Origin of the sequence: Kitasatospora sp. NPDC059747 (assembly GCF_042732955.1) — a bacterium.
Classification (GTDB): Bacteria; Actinomycetota; Actinomycetes; order Streptomycetales; family Streptomycetaceae; genus Kitasatospora.
The window spans coordinates 12,531-27,708 of record NZ_JBHWGV010000046.1; the positions used below are offsets into that span (position 1 = coordinate 12,531).

Below are 15,178 nucleotides of genomic sequence, written 5' to 3' on the forward strand. Positions count from 1 at the left end.
TGGGGGGCGTGCCCCCGCCCCCCCCCGACCTCTCTATGACCCCCCCCGCCCCCGCCCCCCCCCCCCCCCCCCCCCCCCCCCCCCGCCCCCCCGCGCCCCCCCCCCCGCGCCGGTGGCCGACGGGGCCGGCCGAGTGCCGATCAGTCGGTCAGTCGGTCAGGAGCGGCATCAACGCGGCTTCTTGAAGCCGAGCGTCGTCGCGTCCTTCTTGGTGTAGATGGTGCCGTCCGTGTCCTTGCCGAAGTCGCCGACCTGGGCGGCCATGGGCGGGGTGTAACGCCGGGGCAGCTGCTGGTTCTTGGTCACGGTGCTCTCCAATGCGTCGAGAACGAGGCCTGGAACGGCCTCGCTCCATTGGGCCGCCGCCGCGCCATGGTGTCCACACGGATGATCCGTCTCCGGCCATTGCGAGTCGACCACGAATCGATCCCGGGTTCGAAAAGGTGAACTGTAAACAAAATCCCGGCCGATCCACTCGGCTTGAGTCCTGTGCATGACAGGCAGTCGATATGACCGGAGGGGCCCGAGTGAAGCGTGATACTCCCCTTTTCTTCACATCATCACGCCGGAACCACCCCAGGATCGTTGTCATGGAAATGGCGCAAACGAAGGGGAGGTCGACTCGGCCCGGTTGTGCGGCAATTCCGACTGGTGCACCGTTCTCAGGCGAAGCACCGGCGGGGCTTGTTTCCGCCGCGATACCTGGGGGTGAGGCAGGTGCAGTCGCTCAACGACCACCTCGTGGTCTTTCCGGATTCCCCGGGCGGTGCCTGGGCGTACCGTCAGATCGGCGGCGAAGCACCTCGACTGGTGGCCCACGCCTCCGGCCGGCCGTGGCTCGCCGGCTCCTGGGCCCCGGAGGACCTGGTGGTGGCGACCGCGGGCCCCGTCAGCGTGGCCGTGTTCGGGCCGAGCCCGGTCGCACCGGACCGCCTCCAGGCGCTGCTCCCGTCCGTGCGCGACCTGCCGGACCTCGACGCGCTGGCCCGCGCCCTGCCCGGCAACACGCACGTGGTGGCCTCCGTCCACGGGCGCGTGCGGTTCCAGGGCACCGTCACCGGCACCCGCAGCGTGTTCACCGCCGGCCTCGACGGCGTGCCGGTCGCCTGCGACCGGGCCGACGTGCTGGCCGAACTCACCGGCGCGGAACCGGACGAGGACCTGCTCGCGACGACCGTGACGTACGGCATGCTCTTCTCCCCGCTGAGCGAGCGCAGTTGGTGGCGCGGCGTGGAGCAGGTGGCCCCGGACTGCTGCCTCGTCATCCCCGGCGAGGGCCCAGCCCAGCCGGTGCGCTGGTGGCAGCCGCCGGAGCCGGACCTCCCGCTCGCCCGGGGCGCCACCGTGGTGCGCGACAAGCTGCGCGAAGCCGTGGCCCTGCGGCTGCCCGGCCGGGGCAGGCTCTCCGCCGACCTGTCGGGCGGCATGGACTCCACCTCCCTGTGCTTCCTCGCCGCCGAGCACGCGCCCGAACTCCTCACCTTCTGCTGGACCGGCGGCAGCGCGATCAACGACGACCCCCTGTACGCCGGCCGGGCCGCAGAGCTGCTCACGCGCGCCGAGCACCTGACCGTCCCGGACACCGACGCCCCGCCCGTGTTCTCCCCTCCCTACTGGGCGACCGACACGGAGGCCCCGCGGGCCACCAGCCGGGGGATGAACGCGATCCGCTACGGCATCCGGCACCTGGTCGACCACGGCGCCACCCGGCACCTGGCCGGCCACGGCGCGGACGAGCTGTTCACCGGAGGCGCCGCCTACCTGCACACGCTCGCCCGCCGGCACCCGGTGACGGCCTGGCGTCAGCTGCGCGCCCACCAGGCCCTGAACCGCTGGCCGTTGCTGCCCAGCCTCGCCGGGCTGGTGCGCGGCGGAGACCTCGGCGGGTGGTGGCGACAGAGCGCCGACGACCTCGCCCGCACCTCGCCGCTCCCCCGGACCCCGTCCCTCGGCTGGGGCGAGCGGATCCCGGCCACCCCGTGGGCGACCGGCGACGCGGTGCGGGCCACCCAGGCCGTCTTCCGCCGCGTGGCGGACCAGGCCTCCCCGCTCGCGCAGGACCGGGGCCAGCACGAAGCCCTCACCGCCCTGCGCAGCGCCGGTCCCGTACTCCGGCTGATCCACCGCGAATACGCCGCCGAAGGGCTCGCACTGGAACTGCCCTACCTGGACGACCGGGTGGTCGAGGCCGTGCTGTCGATCGTCCCCCACGAGCGCTACAGCCCCTGGCGGTTCAAGCCGGTGCTGGCCACCGCGATGCAGGGGCTCGTGCCCGACCTGATCCTCGACCGGACGACCAAGGGCGACTGCGAGGAGCCCGTCGACCGCGCCCTGCAGGACCACGTCCCCGACCTGCTCGACCTGTTCGCGGACTCGCACCTGGCGCGCCGCGGCCTGGTCGACGTCGACCGGCTGCGCACCACGCTCGTCACGCCGCCGCGCACCGCCGACGTCTGGTCCGCCCAACTGGAGGCGACGATCGGCGCCGAACTGTGGCTGCGGGAGATCGAGTCCCGCCCCGCCGTCAAGCCGGCCCTCGCCGGCCTCCGTGCCACCGAACGTGAGGAAACCCCGTGACCAGTCCGCCCTGCGCACTCCAGCCCCGCACCCGGCTGCCCCTGCACCGGCGGCTGCTCCCGCTCGCCGCCGTCGCCGTCGCCCGCCCGCTGGCCGGACTGCAGCCCCGGTACCTGCGCCCGGTCCTCACGGCGCTGAGCACCGGCGCCCGTCCCGGCACCGCCGCCCAGGCGTCCGCGGCCCGCGCCGCGGTCGTCGCCGTCAGCCTGCGCTGCGCCGTCCACAACTGCCTGCAACGGTCGATCGCCACGGCCGTGCTCTGCCGGTTCGGCGGCACCTGGCCCACCTGGCAGGCCGGCGTGCGCACCACACCGTTCGCCGCCCACGCCTGGGTCGAGGCGGAGGGCCGGGTCATCGACGAGCCCTACCCCGACGGCTACTTCCGGCCGCTGGTCACCGTCGCCCCCAAACAGCGGTCGCAGCCCTCCCAGCCTTCGCCGCCCTCCCAGCCTTCGCCGCCCTCGCAGCCCGCACGCACTGCATGACCACCCCGCGCACCCCCGTCCGGAGGGACCCATGACGCTCCGCCTGACCACCCACACCGTGTCCACCGACACGCACGACGGCGCCGTGCTGCTGAACGAGCGCACCGGGCACTACTGGCAGCTCAACCAGACCGGCGCGTACGCCCTGCAACGCCTGCTGAACGGCCACACCGTGGACCAGGTCGCCGACGAGTTCGTGGCCCACTTCGGCATCGCACCGGCCGAGGCGCGGCAGGACCTCACCGCGATGACCGAACGGCTCCGCTCCTCCGGGCTGGTGGAGGCCGCCTGACCCCCTCGGGCCGCCACCTCGAATGGAGCCGCACACACGATGCTTCGCCAGCTATGGACCCTGACCCGGGGCCAGCGCCGCGCCCTCGGCGCCGCCCTGCTCCTCACCCTGACCGCCGCCGCCGTGGGCGTCGGCCAGCCCCTGGCGGCCAAGGGCGTGGTCGACGCGCTCACCGCGCACCGGCCGCTCCTGCTGCCCGTCACCGTCCTCGTCGTGCTGCTGCTCGCCCAGGCACTCATCGGCGCCGTCGCGACCTTCCTCCTGGAACGCACCGGCGAGCGGTTCGTCCTCGGCATGCGGACCGGACTGGTCTCGCACCTGCTGCGGATCCGCATGGCGGCCTTCGACCGCCTGCGCGTCGGCGACCTCATGGCCCGCGCCTCGACCGACGTGGTCGTCCTGCGCGAGGCGCTGACGCACGTCTCCGTGCAGATCGCCACCAACCTGTGCGTCGCGCTGGGCAGCGTCGCGGCGATGTTCGTGCTGGACCCGGTGCTGATGCTGCTCATCCTCGGCGTGCTGCTCGCGTGCGGCCTCGTGATCAACCGGCTGTCGGCGGAGATCGGCCGCTCCTCGACGCAGGTGCAGACCGCCGTCGGCGCGATCTCGGCCGGGCTGGAGCGGGCCCTGTCCGCCCTGCGGACCGTCCGGGCCAACCGCGCCGAACGACGGGAGATCGACCGCCTCGGCACCCTCGCCCACGAGGCCTACCACGCGGCGGTGCGCGGCGCCCGGCTCACGGCCGTCATCGCCCCCACCGCCCAACTGGCCATCAACGCCGCCTTCGTCCTGGTCCTGCTGCTCGGTGCGGCCCGCGTCGACCAGGGGGCCCTCTCGCTCGGCGCCCTCGTGGCCATGCTGCTGTACGCGACCCAGCTCACCGGGCCCGTCACGGAACTGATGGAGGGCGTGGCCTCGGTACACCGCGCCAAGGGCTCCGCCGAACGCGTCCAGGAGGTCTACGAGCTCCCCACCGAGGACGCCACCGGATCGCGCTCCGTCTCCCAACAGTCGACCACCGCACCATCGTTGGAGATCAGCGACCTGCGCTTCGGCTACGACCCCGACGCACCCGTCCTCCGGGGGCTCTCCCTCACCGTCCCCCGGAACGCGCTCGTCGCCCTCGTCGGCCCGTCCGGAGCCGGCAAGTCCACCACCTTCGCGCTGATCAACCGCTTCTACGACCCGTGGAGCGGCGGCATCCGCCTCGACGGCCACCCGGCGGACGAACTCGGCCTCCACGAGTGGCGCTCACGGATCGGCTGGGTCGAACAGGACTGCCCGGTCCTGCACGGCACCCTGCGCGACAACCTCCGCTACGCCGCCCCGGACGCCACCGACGACAGGCTGTGGGAGGTCCTCGACCTCGTCAACCTCGCCGCCAAGGTGCGCGCCCTGCCCGCCGGGCTCGACACCGAGGCCGGCGAACACGGCGCCCGCCTCTCCAGCGGCGAACGCCAGCGCATCGCCATCGCCCGAGCCGTCCTGGCCCGCCCGGCCCTCCTCCTGCTGGACGAGCCCACCGCCCACCTCGACCCCGCCAACGAGGCCGCCCTGACCGTCAACCTGCACGACCTCCGCAAGGAGTGTGCCCTCCTCGTCATCGCCCACCGCATGTCCACGATCGAGTCGGCCGACACCGTCGTCATGCTCTCCAACGGCACCACCACCGCCACCGGCCCCTACCCCGATCTCCTCCGCACCCACCCCGGCTTCCAACGCCTCTGCGGCCTCTGACCCCCGCGGATCACAGCGCAGATCACAGCGAGGACAGGTCGATCTCCACCGGGTACGGCGCCGTCGCCTTGACCAGGCCGGTGAAGACCTCACCCACCCGGTAGCACCGGCTCGCCGGGTCGAGGACGTACGTGTGGACGATCGGGACGACGCCCACGGCCTGCTCGATCCGCCAGTAGAACGGGATGCCGGCCGTGGCGTACTGGTCCAGCTTGACCACCCGGTCGGTGGTCTCCGAGCCCGGCGACACGACCTCGGCGAGCAGCAGCACGTCCGCCGGTCTGGTCGGCGACTCGTCGATCGTCTCCGCGCGGTAGACCACGACGTCCGGGCGGCGGTTGTTGAGCGGCACGTCCTGGAGGCGGACGTCGAAGTCCGTGTCGGCGTTCCACTCGCTCCCCCCGGCCGCGTCCAGCGCGTTCGCCAGCAGCCGGGCCAGGCGGTTGTGCCGCTTGGAAGCGACGGGGCGAACGAGGACCGTGCCGTCGACGATCTCGATGCCCGCGCACTTGGCCGCGCACCAGGAGTCGTACTGCTCGCTGGTGACCCGCGGGCCCGCTTCCCTCATGCGCCACAGCCTAGGCTTCCGGCCCCTCGGAACCGGACGGTTCGAGGGCTGTTCGATATCCTCCCGGTGATCGGCAGCGCGATGGCTGCCCCAGGGGGAATGGGTGGCCAGGATGCGGTCGTCGTCGTCCGAGCGCGAGGTTCCGGGGGCGGCGTGGCAGTGGGACGGGGAGGACGGCGGCGACGCGGGCGGGGCGCTCGGGGATGTCGTCGGCGGGGGCGGCGACGGGCCGCGGATGAGCCGGCGCGGGCTGCTGGTCGGGGCCGGGGTGCTGGCCGCCGGCGGGGCCGCGTGGGCGTTCGGCCGCTCCCGGGAGGAGCGGCCGGCCCCGCGACCGGCACCGCCGGCCCCCGTCGCCGTCTCGGGGCCGACGCCGGTGTGGACGTACCGCGGGCCCGAGGCCATGACGCCCGAGCGGCTCACCACCCGGCCGAACCTGCCGGTGTACGTCACCAGCGCCGGCCTCCAGCTGCTCGACCCGGCGACCGGCTCGCCGACCCGGCTGCTGCGCCTCGCGCCCCCGGAGCGGCAGTTCGGCGACGATGCGACCGCCGCCCGCGTGGTGATCAGCGGCGACCGCGTGTTCACCACCTCCCAGGGCCACATCGACGGCCGCCACCTCGCCGACCCCGCCGCCGACCTCACCGTCGCCCTGCCGGAGGCCGTCACCGACGACGTCGTCCTCGCCGGCTGCGACGGCACGGCCCTCTACGGGACGGCCTACGCCCTGCCCACCCGGAACGACAAGGTCCCGGCGCAGAAGGCGTTCGCGGTGCGCATCACGGACAGCACGCTGCTGTGGTCCTCCCCCGCCGACCTAGGCGAGCGGCTGCTCGCCCCCTCGACCGGCCCTACCGGCCCCACCGGCACCATCGCCTCCGTCCGCACCCGCGAGGGCCGCACCGAGCTGGTCGTCCGGGACGCCGCGACCGGCCGGCAGCGCTGGACGGCTCCCGGCAACGAGAACCTCCGCTGGTGCGCGATCGGACGGCGCGCCGTCCACGTCCCCGACGGCACCGGCGGCCTGCGTGCCCTCGACCTCGCCACCGGCGCCGAACTCTGGACGCTGCCGCCCGCCCGGGGCGAGAACTGGCGGGCGATGCCCCCGCTGACCGCGGGCGCCGCGGTCTTCCTCCCGCGCGACAACGGCGTGGTCACCGCGCACACCGAGGCCGGCCCGGACGCGCTCTGGTCGCTCCGGCTGCCGTTCCTGCTGGATGCCCGCAGCCATCCGATGCTGGTCAACGACGTCCTCTACGTCCCCGGCCCGGCCGGCGGCGGCGTGTGCGCGGTCGACGCCGCGACGGGCCGCCTGCTCTGGACCTTCCGGGACTCCGGCCCCGGCAAGGACGTCTGGTCACTCGCCGCCGACGGCAACTGCCTGTACGCGGGCCACGACGACGTCCTGCACGCCCTCCCGCTGGCCACGGTCTAGGAGGCCCCGGTGCGGGTGCGCCCGATCTCCCCCGACCTGCTCGCCGAGCACCTCGCCGAGCGGATCTCCGCGCTGCCCGGCGCCGGGCAGCAGTGGCTGCGGGTCGCCGTCGACGGCGCGCCCGCCGCCCGCCCCGGGGGCCTCGCCGACGCCCTGGTCGAGCCGCTGCGGCTGCGCGGCCGCCCCGCCCTGCGGGTGGCGGCGGACGGCTTCCTGCGCCCGGCGTCGATCCGCCTGGAGTACGGCAAGCGGGACGCCGACGCCTTCCACGACCTCTGGCTCGACGACGGCGCGCTGGCGCGCGAGGTGCTCGACCCGCTGGAGCCGGGCGGCACCGGCCGCGTCCTGCCGTCCCTGTGGGATCCGGTGACGGACCGCGCCACCCGTGCCCCGTACAGCCAACTGCCGCCCGGCGGCGTGCTGTTGCTCGACGGCGCGCTGCTGCTCGGCCGCTGGCTGCCGCTGGAGCTGACCGTCCACCTCGCCCTCACCCCGGCCGCGCTCGCCCGCCGCACGCCCGAGGACGAACGGTGGACGCTGCCCGCCTTCGCCCGCTACGAGGCCGAGACCGTGCCGTCCGAGGCCGCCGACGTCGTCGTCCGCGTCGACGACCCGCGCCACCCGGCCCTGGTCGAACGCGACTGATCCCCCCGGGGTGGCCTCAGCGCCGCCCCGCCGTGCGCGGCCCGGCGCCGCGGACCTCCGGCGCGGGCCCGCGCTGGCAGTACGGGCACCAGTACGCCACCCGGTCCTGCGGCGGAGTGCCCTGGCGGGCGGTCAGGACGAGGGTGCCGCAGCGGGGGCAGGGGCGGCCCGCCCGGCCGTAGACCCAGTGCTGGTGGCCGCGCCGGGTGTCGCCGGTGGTGACGTGGCCGGGGCGCAGCTTGTTGGCGTCGAGGAGTTCGCGGGCCCGCCCGACGAGCCGGCCGGGGTCGCGCAGTTCGCCGACCGGGGTCCAGGGGGTGACGCCGGCGAGGTAGCTGAGCTCGTTGGCGTAGACGTTGCCGATGCCGGCGAGGTTGCGCTGGTCGAGGAGGGCCTCGGCGAGCGGGCGGGCGGGGTGGGCGAGCAGGCGGCGGAGGGCCTCGACCGGGTCCCAGTCGGCGCCGAGGAGGTCGGGGCCGAGGTGGCCGACGGCGCGTTCCTCGTCGGCGGTGCGCAGCAGTTCGACGACGGGCAGCCGGTAGCCGACGGCGGTGCCGCGTTCGGTGGCGAGGACGGCGCGGATCTGCCAGGCGGGGCCACCGGCCCAGCCTTCGCCGGGGCGGTAGGTCTCCCAGCGGCCGTCCATGCGCAGGTGGGTGTGGAGGGTGAGGCCGCCTTCGAGGCGGGTGAGGAGGTGCTTGCCGCGCGGGGCGACCTCCAGGACCCAGCGGCCGGCGAGCGCGGCGGTGGCGTGGGCGGGGACGCGCAGGTCGGCGGCGGTGAGCTGCACGCCGGCGAGCGTGTCGCGCAGCCGGGCCGCCGCGCGGTAGACGGAGTCACCTTCTGGCATGACTCCATCCTGCCCCGCGCAGCGGCCCGGTGCGGCACTCGCGTCACTCGCCGGGGAAGGCCACCTGTCCCTCGCGGACGACCACGATCGGGCAGGGCGCGTGCTCGGTGAGGTGCCGGCTGACGGAGCCGAGGAGCACGCCCGAGAAGCCGCCGAGGCCGCGGCTGCCGACGACGAGGAGCGCGGCGCCGTGGGCCGCCTGGAGCAGTGCGCCGGCGGCGTTGCCCGGCATGACGCTCTGGTTGACCGGGACGCCGGGGGCGTCCCCGGCCACCTTGGCGACGGATTCGGCGAGGGTCCGCCCGGCGAGGTCCTCGGGGTTGAACCCGTCGGGCGCTCCCGCGCCGCCCCAGCCGTAGAACGCGGGGTACTCCCAGGCGGTGATCGCGTGGACGCTGCCGCCGACGGCCCGCGCGTAGTCGAGGGCCCACTGCAGGGCCTGCTCGGAGGCGGGCGATCCGTCCACGCCGACGACGGTCCGGGGCATGGTGGTCATGGCACTGCTCCTTTCGGGTGAGTCGATCCGTTGGTCATCTCCGGTAAGCGGTCCACGAGTTGGCCATCCGCTGGACCTGGCCCGGGGTGAACTGGGTCATGCAGGAGTCGTAGCTGTAGTCCATGAAGTTGTGGATCGGGTCGAGGACCGTCGTGGAGCAGGTGTGCCGCCCCTCGGGGCAGCCGTAGCCGGGGCTGCGCTCGGGCGGGGTGTCGTCGACGTAGTCGCCGGGGGGCAGGCAGCCGCCCTGGAAGGTGTGGAAGAGGCCGAGCCAGTGGCCGGTCTCGTGGGTGGCGGTGTTGCCCTCGTTGTAGTCGGTGGCGGAGCCGCCGGGCAGGGAGGCGTCGAGCACGACGACGCCGTCGTCGGCCGGGTCGGAGCGGTAGGCGTCGGGGAAGGTCGCCCAGCCGAGCAGGGACTGGCCGAGGTTGGCGGTGTAGAGGTTGAGGGTGCCGGCGCCGCCCTTGCGCAGCTGCTTCTTCATGTCGCGCTCGGCGCGGGAGCCGGGCGTCATGCCCGTGTACCAGCCAGCCTTGTCGGTGTAGTCGGTGCCGGCGAGCGCGAACCGGAAGCCGGTCGGGGTGTTGCCGTCGCCCTGGCCGCCGTAGGTGGCGTTGAGGTGGTCGATCTGGGCGGCGACGGTGGCGTCGGAGAGGCGGCCGGCGTCGCCGGAGTGGATCACGTGGACGTAGACCGGGATCGTCGTCGCGGTGTCGCCGAAGGCGTGCGCGTTGACGTGTCCGGAGAGGCGCGAGCGGAGGTCGTCGTCCATGGCCCGGGCCCGGGCGGGGGTGACGGAGTTCGGGTCCTGCCCGCTCTCGCCCGTAGCGGGTCGGCGGGCGGCGGCGTCCGTACCGTCGCACACGGCGGCGGGGGCGGCGGCGGCCACCGGGACGGCGTGCCGGGCGGGGGCCCCGAGCTGGCCGAGGCCGGCCGCCGCGACGAGCGCGGCGGCACAGGGGAACAGGCGGAGGGCACGCGAGCGCACCCGGGAGGAACGGCGCATCTGCGCTCCTGGCGGGGTGGATTGACGGGGCGTCGGCTGCGACGGCCGGTGCGGCCGCGCGCGGACTCGCCGAGACTACGACGCCACGAAGTCGATCTCCCGCAGGGCGCGCGCGGCGGCCCGGTCGAGTACCACGGCCGACGCACACCCGGCCGGCGGCTCCCCCGAGCCGGCGAGGGCGCCGTACAGGCGGCGGGCGGCGGCCCGGTGCCGCGCGAAGGCGTAGCGGGAGACGGTCCGCCCGCGGAGCCGCTGGCCGTCGAGCGCGCTGTCGGCGTCGGCGTCGAGGAGCAGCAGGTGCACGCGTCGCCCCTGCCGTCCGGCGGCGGTGGTCAGCCAGGACCGCACCCAGGGCAGTGCGCCGCAGTCGTGCACGGCGAGCGGCCCGCCGTCGAGCACGGCCCGGCGCAGCCGCCGGTAGTGGGCGAGCCGGACGAGCGGGCGGTACACGGCGTACGGGACGAAGGCGGGCAGGCGGGCCGCGTACTCCTCGCGGACCTGCTGGGAGTCGACCAGCGCGGCGCGGATGCTGTGCCGCATGAGGGTGCTCTTGCCGCTGCCCGGCAGGCCGGAGACGACCAGGAGGTCGCCCGCCGGGTAGTGCAGCGCCGCCGGGGCGGGGGCGCAGCGCAGGTCGTGCAGCCCGTGCGGGCGCAGCGCCCCGGGGGCGCGCCGAGGCGGCGGCACCGGGGGCGCCGCCGCCTCCACCGTTCGCGTCCTGGTCACCTGGCCTCCCCTTGCCGTTCCTCCCCCTGGAGCATCGCGTATGACCAAGACGGAGTAAAGAGGCGTGGTCAGGCCGGGTGCCGGGCGGACGGTCAGCCCAGCTGCGGGGCGACGGTGCCCGCGATGAGCTCCAAGTGGTCGAGGTCGTGCAGGTCGAGTATCTGGAGGTAGATCCGCTGCGTGCCGACGGCGGCGTACCGGCCGATCTTCTCCGCGACCTCCGCCGGGGTGCCGGCCAGGCCGTTCTCCTTCAGCTCGCCGACCTCCCGGCCGATGGCGGCAGCCCGCCGGGCCACCTCGGCGTCGTCGCGGCCGACGCAGGCGACCAGCGCCGCCGAGTACACGAGGTCGTCGGCCCCGCGGCCCGCCTGCTCGACGGCGGTGCGCACCCGGCCGAACTGCGCCGCGGTGTCCTCGACCGAGGCGAACGGCAGGTTGAACTCGTCCGCGAAGCGCGCGGCCAGCGCCGGGGTGCGCTTCGGGCCGTGGCCGCCGACCAGCACCGGGACGCGCTCCTGCGCGGGCTTGGGCAGCGCGGGCGAGTCGGTGAGGGTGTAATACTCGCCGGCGAAGTCGAAGGTGTCGCCGGGCTTGGTGTTCCACAGCCCGGTGATGATCGCCAGCTGCTCCTCCAGCCGCCCGAACTTCTCCTTCGGGAACGGGATGCCGTAGGCGCGGTGCTCGGCCTCGTACCAGCCGGCGCCGAGGCCGAACTCGACCCGGCCGCCGCTCATCGCGTCGACCTGGGCGACCTGGATCGCGGTGACGCCGGGCAGCCGGAAGGTGGCGGCGGTCATCAGCGTGCCCAGGCGGATGGTGCGGGTGTCGCGGGCGAGGCCGGCCAGGGTGATCCAGGCGTCGGTGGGGCCGGGCAGGCCGTCCACCCCGCCCATCCTCAGGTAGTGGTCGGAGCGGAAGAAGGCGCTGAACGCGCCCAGGTCCTCGGCGGTGCGGGCGACCGCCAGCAGCGTCTCGTAGCTCGCGCCCTGCTGGGGCTCGGTGAAGATGCGAAGATCCATGCCGGCCATTCTGGTACGGACGGCCGGCCGGTCACGCGACAGAACCGGCCAATGCACAGGGTGTTCCCTTGGGCGCCCCAAGGTGGCCAAGGTCTCAGCACGGAACCGTCACGAGCCGCCGTGCCCGGCCGCCGGTTCCCCTACCGTGGACGGATGTTCGCCACCTCCGACGAGTCCTTCGGCCGCTCCCCCGACGAGCCGGCCGGCTGCCCGCTGCCGGGCATCGTCGCGGCCTTCACGCCGCGGCTGGCCGAGTTCGCGTTCGAGCCCGGCTTCGTCGCGTCGGTCGACCAGCACGCCGCCGAGCTGCGCGAGCTCCTGTACGCCCAGGGGCCGGAGCTGCTGCCCCGGCCCCTGGACCGCGAGGAACTGGCGGACTACGCGCTCGGCTTCCTCGACGCGCTCGCCGAGATCGGCTGGCGGGAGCCGGTCGGCTACGACTTCGCCGTCGGGCGGCTCACCGCGATCTGCTGGCTGGTGCGCGAGCAGGGGCTCCTGCCGGCCTGACGACGGCTCCTGCCGGCCTCACTGCAGCTCCCGCCCGACTACAGCTCCCGCCCGGGGTCGATGCCCGGGTCGATGCCGGGGCCGCGCGGCCCGGTCTCGGTGGCCGGGCGCACCGGCTGGTTGGCCAGCGCGTCCGAGCGGCCGGCCTGGTAGGCGCTGCCGCGCAGCTTGGCGCTCTCCCGCTCGGCGCCGTCCAGCCAGCGCTCCCAGCGCTGGCGCATCGGCATGATCAGGCCTCCGCCGACGCCCACCACCAGCACACCGGTGATCGTCGCGAGGGCCGCGATCAGCACCGGGCCGGTGATCGCGGTGGCGATGCCGGCCTGGCCGAGCGCGGCGATCACGCCGAGCCCGACGATGAACGCCCAGGCGATCGTGGAGACCGTCCGGCCGTACGCGGCGCCGGAGAGCGCGTTGCCCACGATGTCGCGCACCGCGTTGGCGATGGCCATCGCGACGACGACGATCACGACCGCGACGATGCCCTTGGGCAGCCACGCGACGATGCTGTGGATCATCACGCTGATCGGGTTGGGGCCGAAGACCCCGAACGCGAGCTGCAGGGCCATCAGCAGGACCGCGTAGTAGACGATCTTGCAGACGATGCCCGTCATGTCGTAGCTGGAGCCGCTCAGGTAGCGGGCCATCCCGGCCCGCTCGGCGATCCGCTCGGACCCGAGCCGGCGCAGCACGCGGTCGAGCACCTTGGCGATGGCCTTCGCCACGAACCAGCCGATGACCAGGATCGCCAGGAAGGCGATGAACTGCGGGATGACCTTCGCGATCTTGGACCAGGCCTGGGTGAACCCGGAACCGAAGTCCACGGAGAGGGCGAGCTGCTGAACCACGGAGTCCTCCACTCGGGGACGCGGCGCCACGAGCGGCGCGGAGCGGCCCCTTTTCGTTCCGGATCCCCCACCCTTCGTGGATAGCAGCGCCCGGCCCGGCCCGCGCGCCCCCGCCCGTGCGGCTTGATCCCCCCGGGTGAACCGGGCCCGCACAGGACGCACCGGCGACCGGACGCGTGATCGCGCGTACAGTTGGCGGTCCACGGACGAAGGGCGCGGGGGCTGGGGAGGATACGGGAGTGAGCGGGACGATCAGGACGAGCGCTGGGGACGACACCGCCGACCGGGCGACCTCCCCCAGCGGACCACGGCCCACCGGACCACAGCCCGACGGGCACCGGGCCCTGCACTGGCGCGTCCGGCCCCAGCGGCCCGGCGCCGCCGTCCTCGTGCTCCACGGCGGCGAGGAACGCAACCTCGCCCGGCCCGGCCGCCTCAACCTGCCGCTGCTGCGCATGCACGGCTTCCTCCGCGCGCTGCGCCGCGGCACCGCCGGGGCCGAGATCGCCATCGGCACCGTCCGCTACCGCCACCGCGGCTGGAACGACGAGCGCGCCGACGCCGCCCGGGACGCCCTCGCCGCCCTCGACGAGCTCCGCGAGGAGCTCGGCGGCGTACCGACCGTCCTGGTCGGGCACTCGATGGGCGGCCGGGCGGCGCTGCGCGCGGGCGGCCACCCGAACGTCACCGGGATCGTCGCGCTCGCCCCCTGGTGCCCGGCCGGGGAGCCCTGCGAGCACCTGGCCGGGCGCGACGTGCTGATGCTCCACGGGGACCGCGACACCGTCACCCCGCCCGCCGACACCCACGCCTTCGCCGCCCGCGGCCGCGCCGCCGGCGCCCGCGTCTGCGGCTACACCGTCACCGGCAGCGGCCACGCCATGCTCCAGCGCGTCCCCGACTGGCACCGCGCGGCCACCCACCTCGCCACCGCGATGCTCGGCCTGCGCGACCTGCCCGCCGAGACCGTCTCCGCGCTCGCCCTGCCGCCCGGCTCCCGCGAGGCGCTCACCCTCCCGCTGCCGCGCCAGCCCCGGCGCGTCTGAGAGGGCGCACGGCACTTCATCGGCACTTCAGCGGAACGGACGCACCGGATTCGCCGCGCCCACGGGGCCGTGCTGTGGTTGGCCCCATGCGCACTTCACCACTCCGCCGCGCGGCCCTGACCGTCGCGACCGCCGTCCTCCTCATCACCGCCACCGCCGTCTCCGCCTCGGCCGCCCGCCGTGACGTCACCGCCGAACAGTGCCACGAGGCCGGCGGCCACGTGGAGGGCGTCGGCTACTGCACCGGCGCCGAGGGCGTGGACCAGTGGGGGGCGGACATCGACGGCCAGGGGATCAACTCCCAGCCGAACCTCTACGACCGGTAAAGCCCCCCACCCCACGGGGTCCCCCCGCACCGATCGCCGCTACGCTCTGTGCGCGCCGCGCCGCAGGGCCGGCGGACACGATCACAGCACGGGGGGATCCACCAGATGCGCTACCTGGTCCGCGACCGCATGTTCGCCTTCCACGAGGAGGCCTGGATCGAGACCGAGCACCGGGAGAAGCTCTACCGCGTCAACCGGAAGTTCCTCCGGCTGCGGCGGACCTTCGCCCTGGTCGACACCCGCGGCGAGCACGTCGCGAGCATCGTCCGCAAGGCCTTCACGATCCACCACACCCTCCTCATCAAGCAGGACGGCGCGGTGACGGCCAAGATCAGCAAGAAGATGTTCGCCCTCTTCGGCGACCGCTTCAAGGTGCGCCTCGCCGACGGCCGGCGCCTGCGGATAGCGGGCAACCTGTGGGACCGCGAGTTCGACATCCAGCACGAGGGCACCACCCTCGCGCACATCTCCCGCCGCTGGTTCACGATCCGCGACGCCTACGCCGTCGACGTCCTGTACCCGCAGGACGCGCTCCTCCTGCTCATCCTCGCGGTGTGCGTGGACCACGTCCTCCAGGACGCCAAGGGCGATCAGCTCACCAACCTCTGACCGCCC

At 74.6% G+C, this 15,178-nt stretch carries 18 protein-coding genes; 10 read left to right on the forward strand and 8 right to left on the reverse strand.

Going from position 1 to position 15,178, the window contains the following annotated elements:
* Positions 1-168: 168 nt before the first annotated feature.
* On the reverse strand, positions 169-306 hold the full coding sequence (locus ACFV4G_RS20980; RefSeq protein ID WP_380442481.1) for a hypothetical protein: 138 nt from the start codon (positions 304-306) through the stop codon (positions 169-171).
* 411 nt (positions 307-717) lie between these two features.
* Between ACFV4G_RS20980 and ACFV4G_RS20985 the strand changes: the two genes are divergently transcribed.
* From ACFV4G_RS20985 to ACFV4G_RS21000, 4 genes are read left to right on the forward strand one after another with little or no spacing between them, the layout of a single operon-like run.
* Entirely contained in the window at positions 718-2,577 is a 1,860-nt protein-coding gene (locus tag ACFV4G_RS20985; protein WP_380442483.1) for an asparagine synthase-related protein, read from the forward strand.
* Complete coding sequence (locus tag ACFV4G_RS20990) at positions 2,574-3,062, forward strand: lasso peptide biosynthesis B2 protein (protein ID WP_380442485.1); 489 nt, start codon at positions 2,574-2,576, stop codon at positions 3,060-3,062. The genes ACFV4G_RS20985 and ACFV4G_RS20990 overlap by 4 nt, the downstream gene beginning before the upstream one ends.
* 31 nt (positions 3,063-3,093) lie before the next feature.
* Positions 3,094-3,354 carry a lasso peptide biosynthesis PqqD family chaperone gene (locus ACFV4G_RS20995; RefSeq protein WP_380442487.1) on the forward strand — a complete coding sequence of 87 codons (261 nt, stop codon included), beginning with the start codon at positions 3,094-3,096 and terminating at the stop codon, positions 3,352-3,354.
* 39 nt (positions 3,355-3,393) lie between these two features.
* Positions 3,394-5,091, forward strand: coding sequence for an ABC transporter ATP-binding protein (locus tag ACFV4G_RS21000; protein ID WP_380442489.1), 1,698 nt, complete (start codon positions 3,394-3,396; stop codon positions 5,089-5,091).
* A gap of 22 nt (positions 5,092-5,113) precedes the next feature.
* On the opposite strand, the gene ACFV4G_RS21005 is transcribed toward ACFV4G_RS21000, so the two are convergent.
* Positions 5,114-5,659, reverse strand: a complete 546-nt coding sequence (locus ACFV4G_RS21005) for a Uma2 family endonuclease (RefSeq protein ID WP_380442492.1) — start codon at positions 5,657-5,659, stop codon at positions 5,114-5,116.
* Between the two features lie 112 nt (positions 5,660-5,771).
* On the opposite strand from ACFV4G_RS21005, the gene ACFV4G_RS21010 reads away from it, so the two are divergent.
* Both ACFV4G_RS21010 and ACFV4G_RS21015 read left to right on the forward strand, forming a co-directional pair.
* Positions 5,772-7,094, forward strand: coding sequence for a PQQ-binding-like beta-propeller repeat protein (locus tag ACFV4G_RS21010; RefSeq protein WP_380442589.1), 1,323 nt, complete (start codon positions 5,772-5,774; stop codon positions 7,092-7,094).
* A 9-nt stretch (positions 7,095-7,103) separates the two neighbouring features.
* Complete coding sequence (locus ACFV4G_RS21015; RefSeq protein WP_380442494.1) at positions 7,104-7,739, forward strand: uridine kinase; 636 nt, start codon at positions 7,104-7,106, stop codon at positions 7,737-7,739.
* A 16-nt stretch (positions 7,740-7,755) separates the two neighbouring features.
* Here ACFV4G_RS21015 and ACFV4G_RS21020 read toward each other — a convergent pair whose 3' ends face one another.
* The 5 genes from ACFV4G_RS21020 to ACFV4G_RS21040 form a co-directional block, all read right to left on the reverse strand.
* Positions 7,756-8,589, reverse strand: a complete 834-nt coding sequence (locus tag ACFV4G_RS21020; protein WP_380442497.1) for a DNA-formamidopyrimidine glycosylase family protein — start codon at positions 8,587-8,589, stop codon at positions 7,756-7,758.
* 43 nt (positions 8,590-8,632) lie between these two features.
* The gene (locus ACFV4G_RS21025) at positions 8,633-9,085 is read right to left on the reverse strand and encodes a universal stress protein (RefSeq protein WP_380442499.1); all 453 of its coding nucleotides are present in this window, start codon (positions 9,083-9,085) and stop codon (positions 8,633-8,635) included.
* 34 nt (positions 9,086-9,119) lie between these two features.
* Positions 9,120-10,091 carry a zinc metalloprotease gene (locus tag ACFV4G_RS21030; RefSeq protein WP_380442501.1) on the reverse strand — a complete coding sequence of 324 codons (972 nt, stop codon included), beginning with the start codon at positions 10,089-10,091 and terminating at the stop codon, positions 9,120-9,122.
* A gap of 75 nt (positions 10,092-10,166) precedes the next feature.
* Positions 10,167-10,817, reverse strand: a complete 651-nt coding sequence (locus ACFV4G_RS21035; protein ID WP_380442503.1) for an AAA family ATPase — start codon at positions 10,815-10,817, stop codon at positions 10,167-10,169.
* A 92-nt stretch (positions 10,818-10,909) separates the two neighbouring features.
* Positions 10,910-11,836, reverse strand: a complete 927-nt coding sequence (locus ACFV4G_RS21040) for an LLM class F420-dependent oxidoreductase (RefSeq protein ID WP_380442505.1) — start codon at positions 11,834-11,836, stop codon at positions 10,910-10,912.
* A 153-nt stretch (positions 11,837-11,989) separates the two neighbouring features.
* Here ACFV4G_RS21040 and ACFV4G_RS21045 point away from each other — a divergent pair, with 153 nt between their 5' ends.
* Positions 11,990-12,343 carry a DUF6401 family natural product biosynthesis protein gene (locus ACFV4G_RS21045; RefSeq protein ID WP_380442507.1) on the forward strand — a complete coding sequence of 118 codons (354 nt, stop codon included), beginning with the start codon at positions 11,990-11,992 and terminating at the stop codon, positions 12,341-12,343.
* Between the two features lie 38 nt (positions 12,344-12,381).
* On the opposite strand, the gene ACFV4G_RS21050 is transcribed toward ACFV4G_RS21045, so the two are convergent.
* Positions 12,382-13,191 (reverse strand): hypothetical protein, encoded by an 810-nt coding sequence (locus tag ACFV4G_RS21050; protein ID WP_380442509.1) that lies wholly within the window; start codon positions 13,189-13,191, stop codon positions 12,382-12,384.
* Positions 13,192-13,430: 239 nt separating this feature from the next.
* Between ACFV4G_RS21050 and ACFV4G_RS21055 the strand changes: the two genes are divergently transcribed.
* The 3 genes from ACFV4G_RS21055 to ACFV4G_RS21065 all read left to right on the forward strand — a co-directional run bounded on the left by ACFV4G_RS21055 (position 13,431) and on the right by ACFV4G_RS21065 (position 15,172).
* A complete protein-coding gene (locus tag ACFV4G_RS21055) occupies positions 13,431-14,237 on the forward strand; it encodes an alpha/beta hydrolase (RefSeq protein WP_380442511.1) in 807 nt (268 codons plus the stop codon).
* 86 nt (positions 14,238-14,323) lie between these two features.
* On the forward strand, positions 14,324-14,563 hold the full coding sequence (locus ACFV4G_RS21060) for a hypothetical protein (RefSeq protein WP_380442514.1): 240 nt from the start codon (positions 14,324-14,326) through the stop codon (positions 14,561-14,563).
* 105 nt (positions 14,564-14,668) lie between these two features.
* Positions 14,669-15,172: an LURP-one-related/scramblase family protein gene (locus ACFV4G_RS21065; protein WP_380442516.1), complete on the forward strand. Its 504-nt coding sequence runs from the start codon at positions 14,669-14,671 to the stop codon at positions 15,170-15,172.
* Positions 15,173-15,178 lie beyond the last annotated feature (6 nt).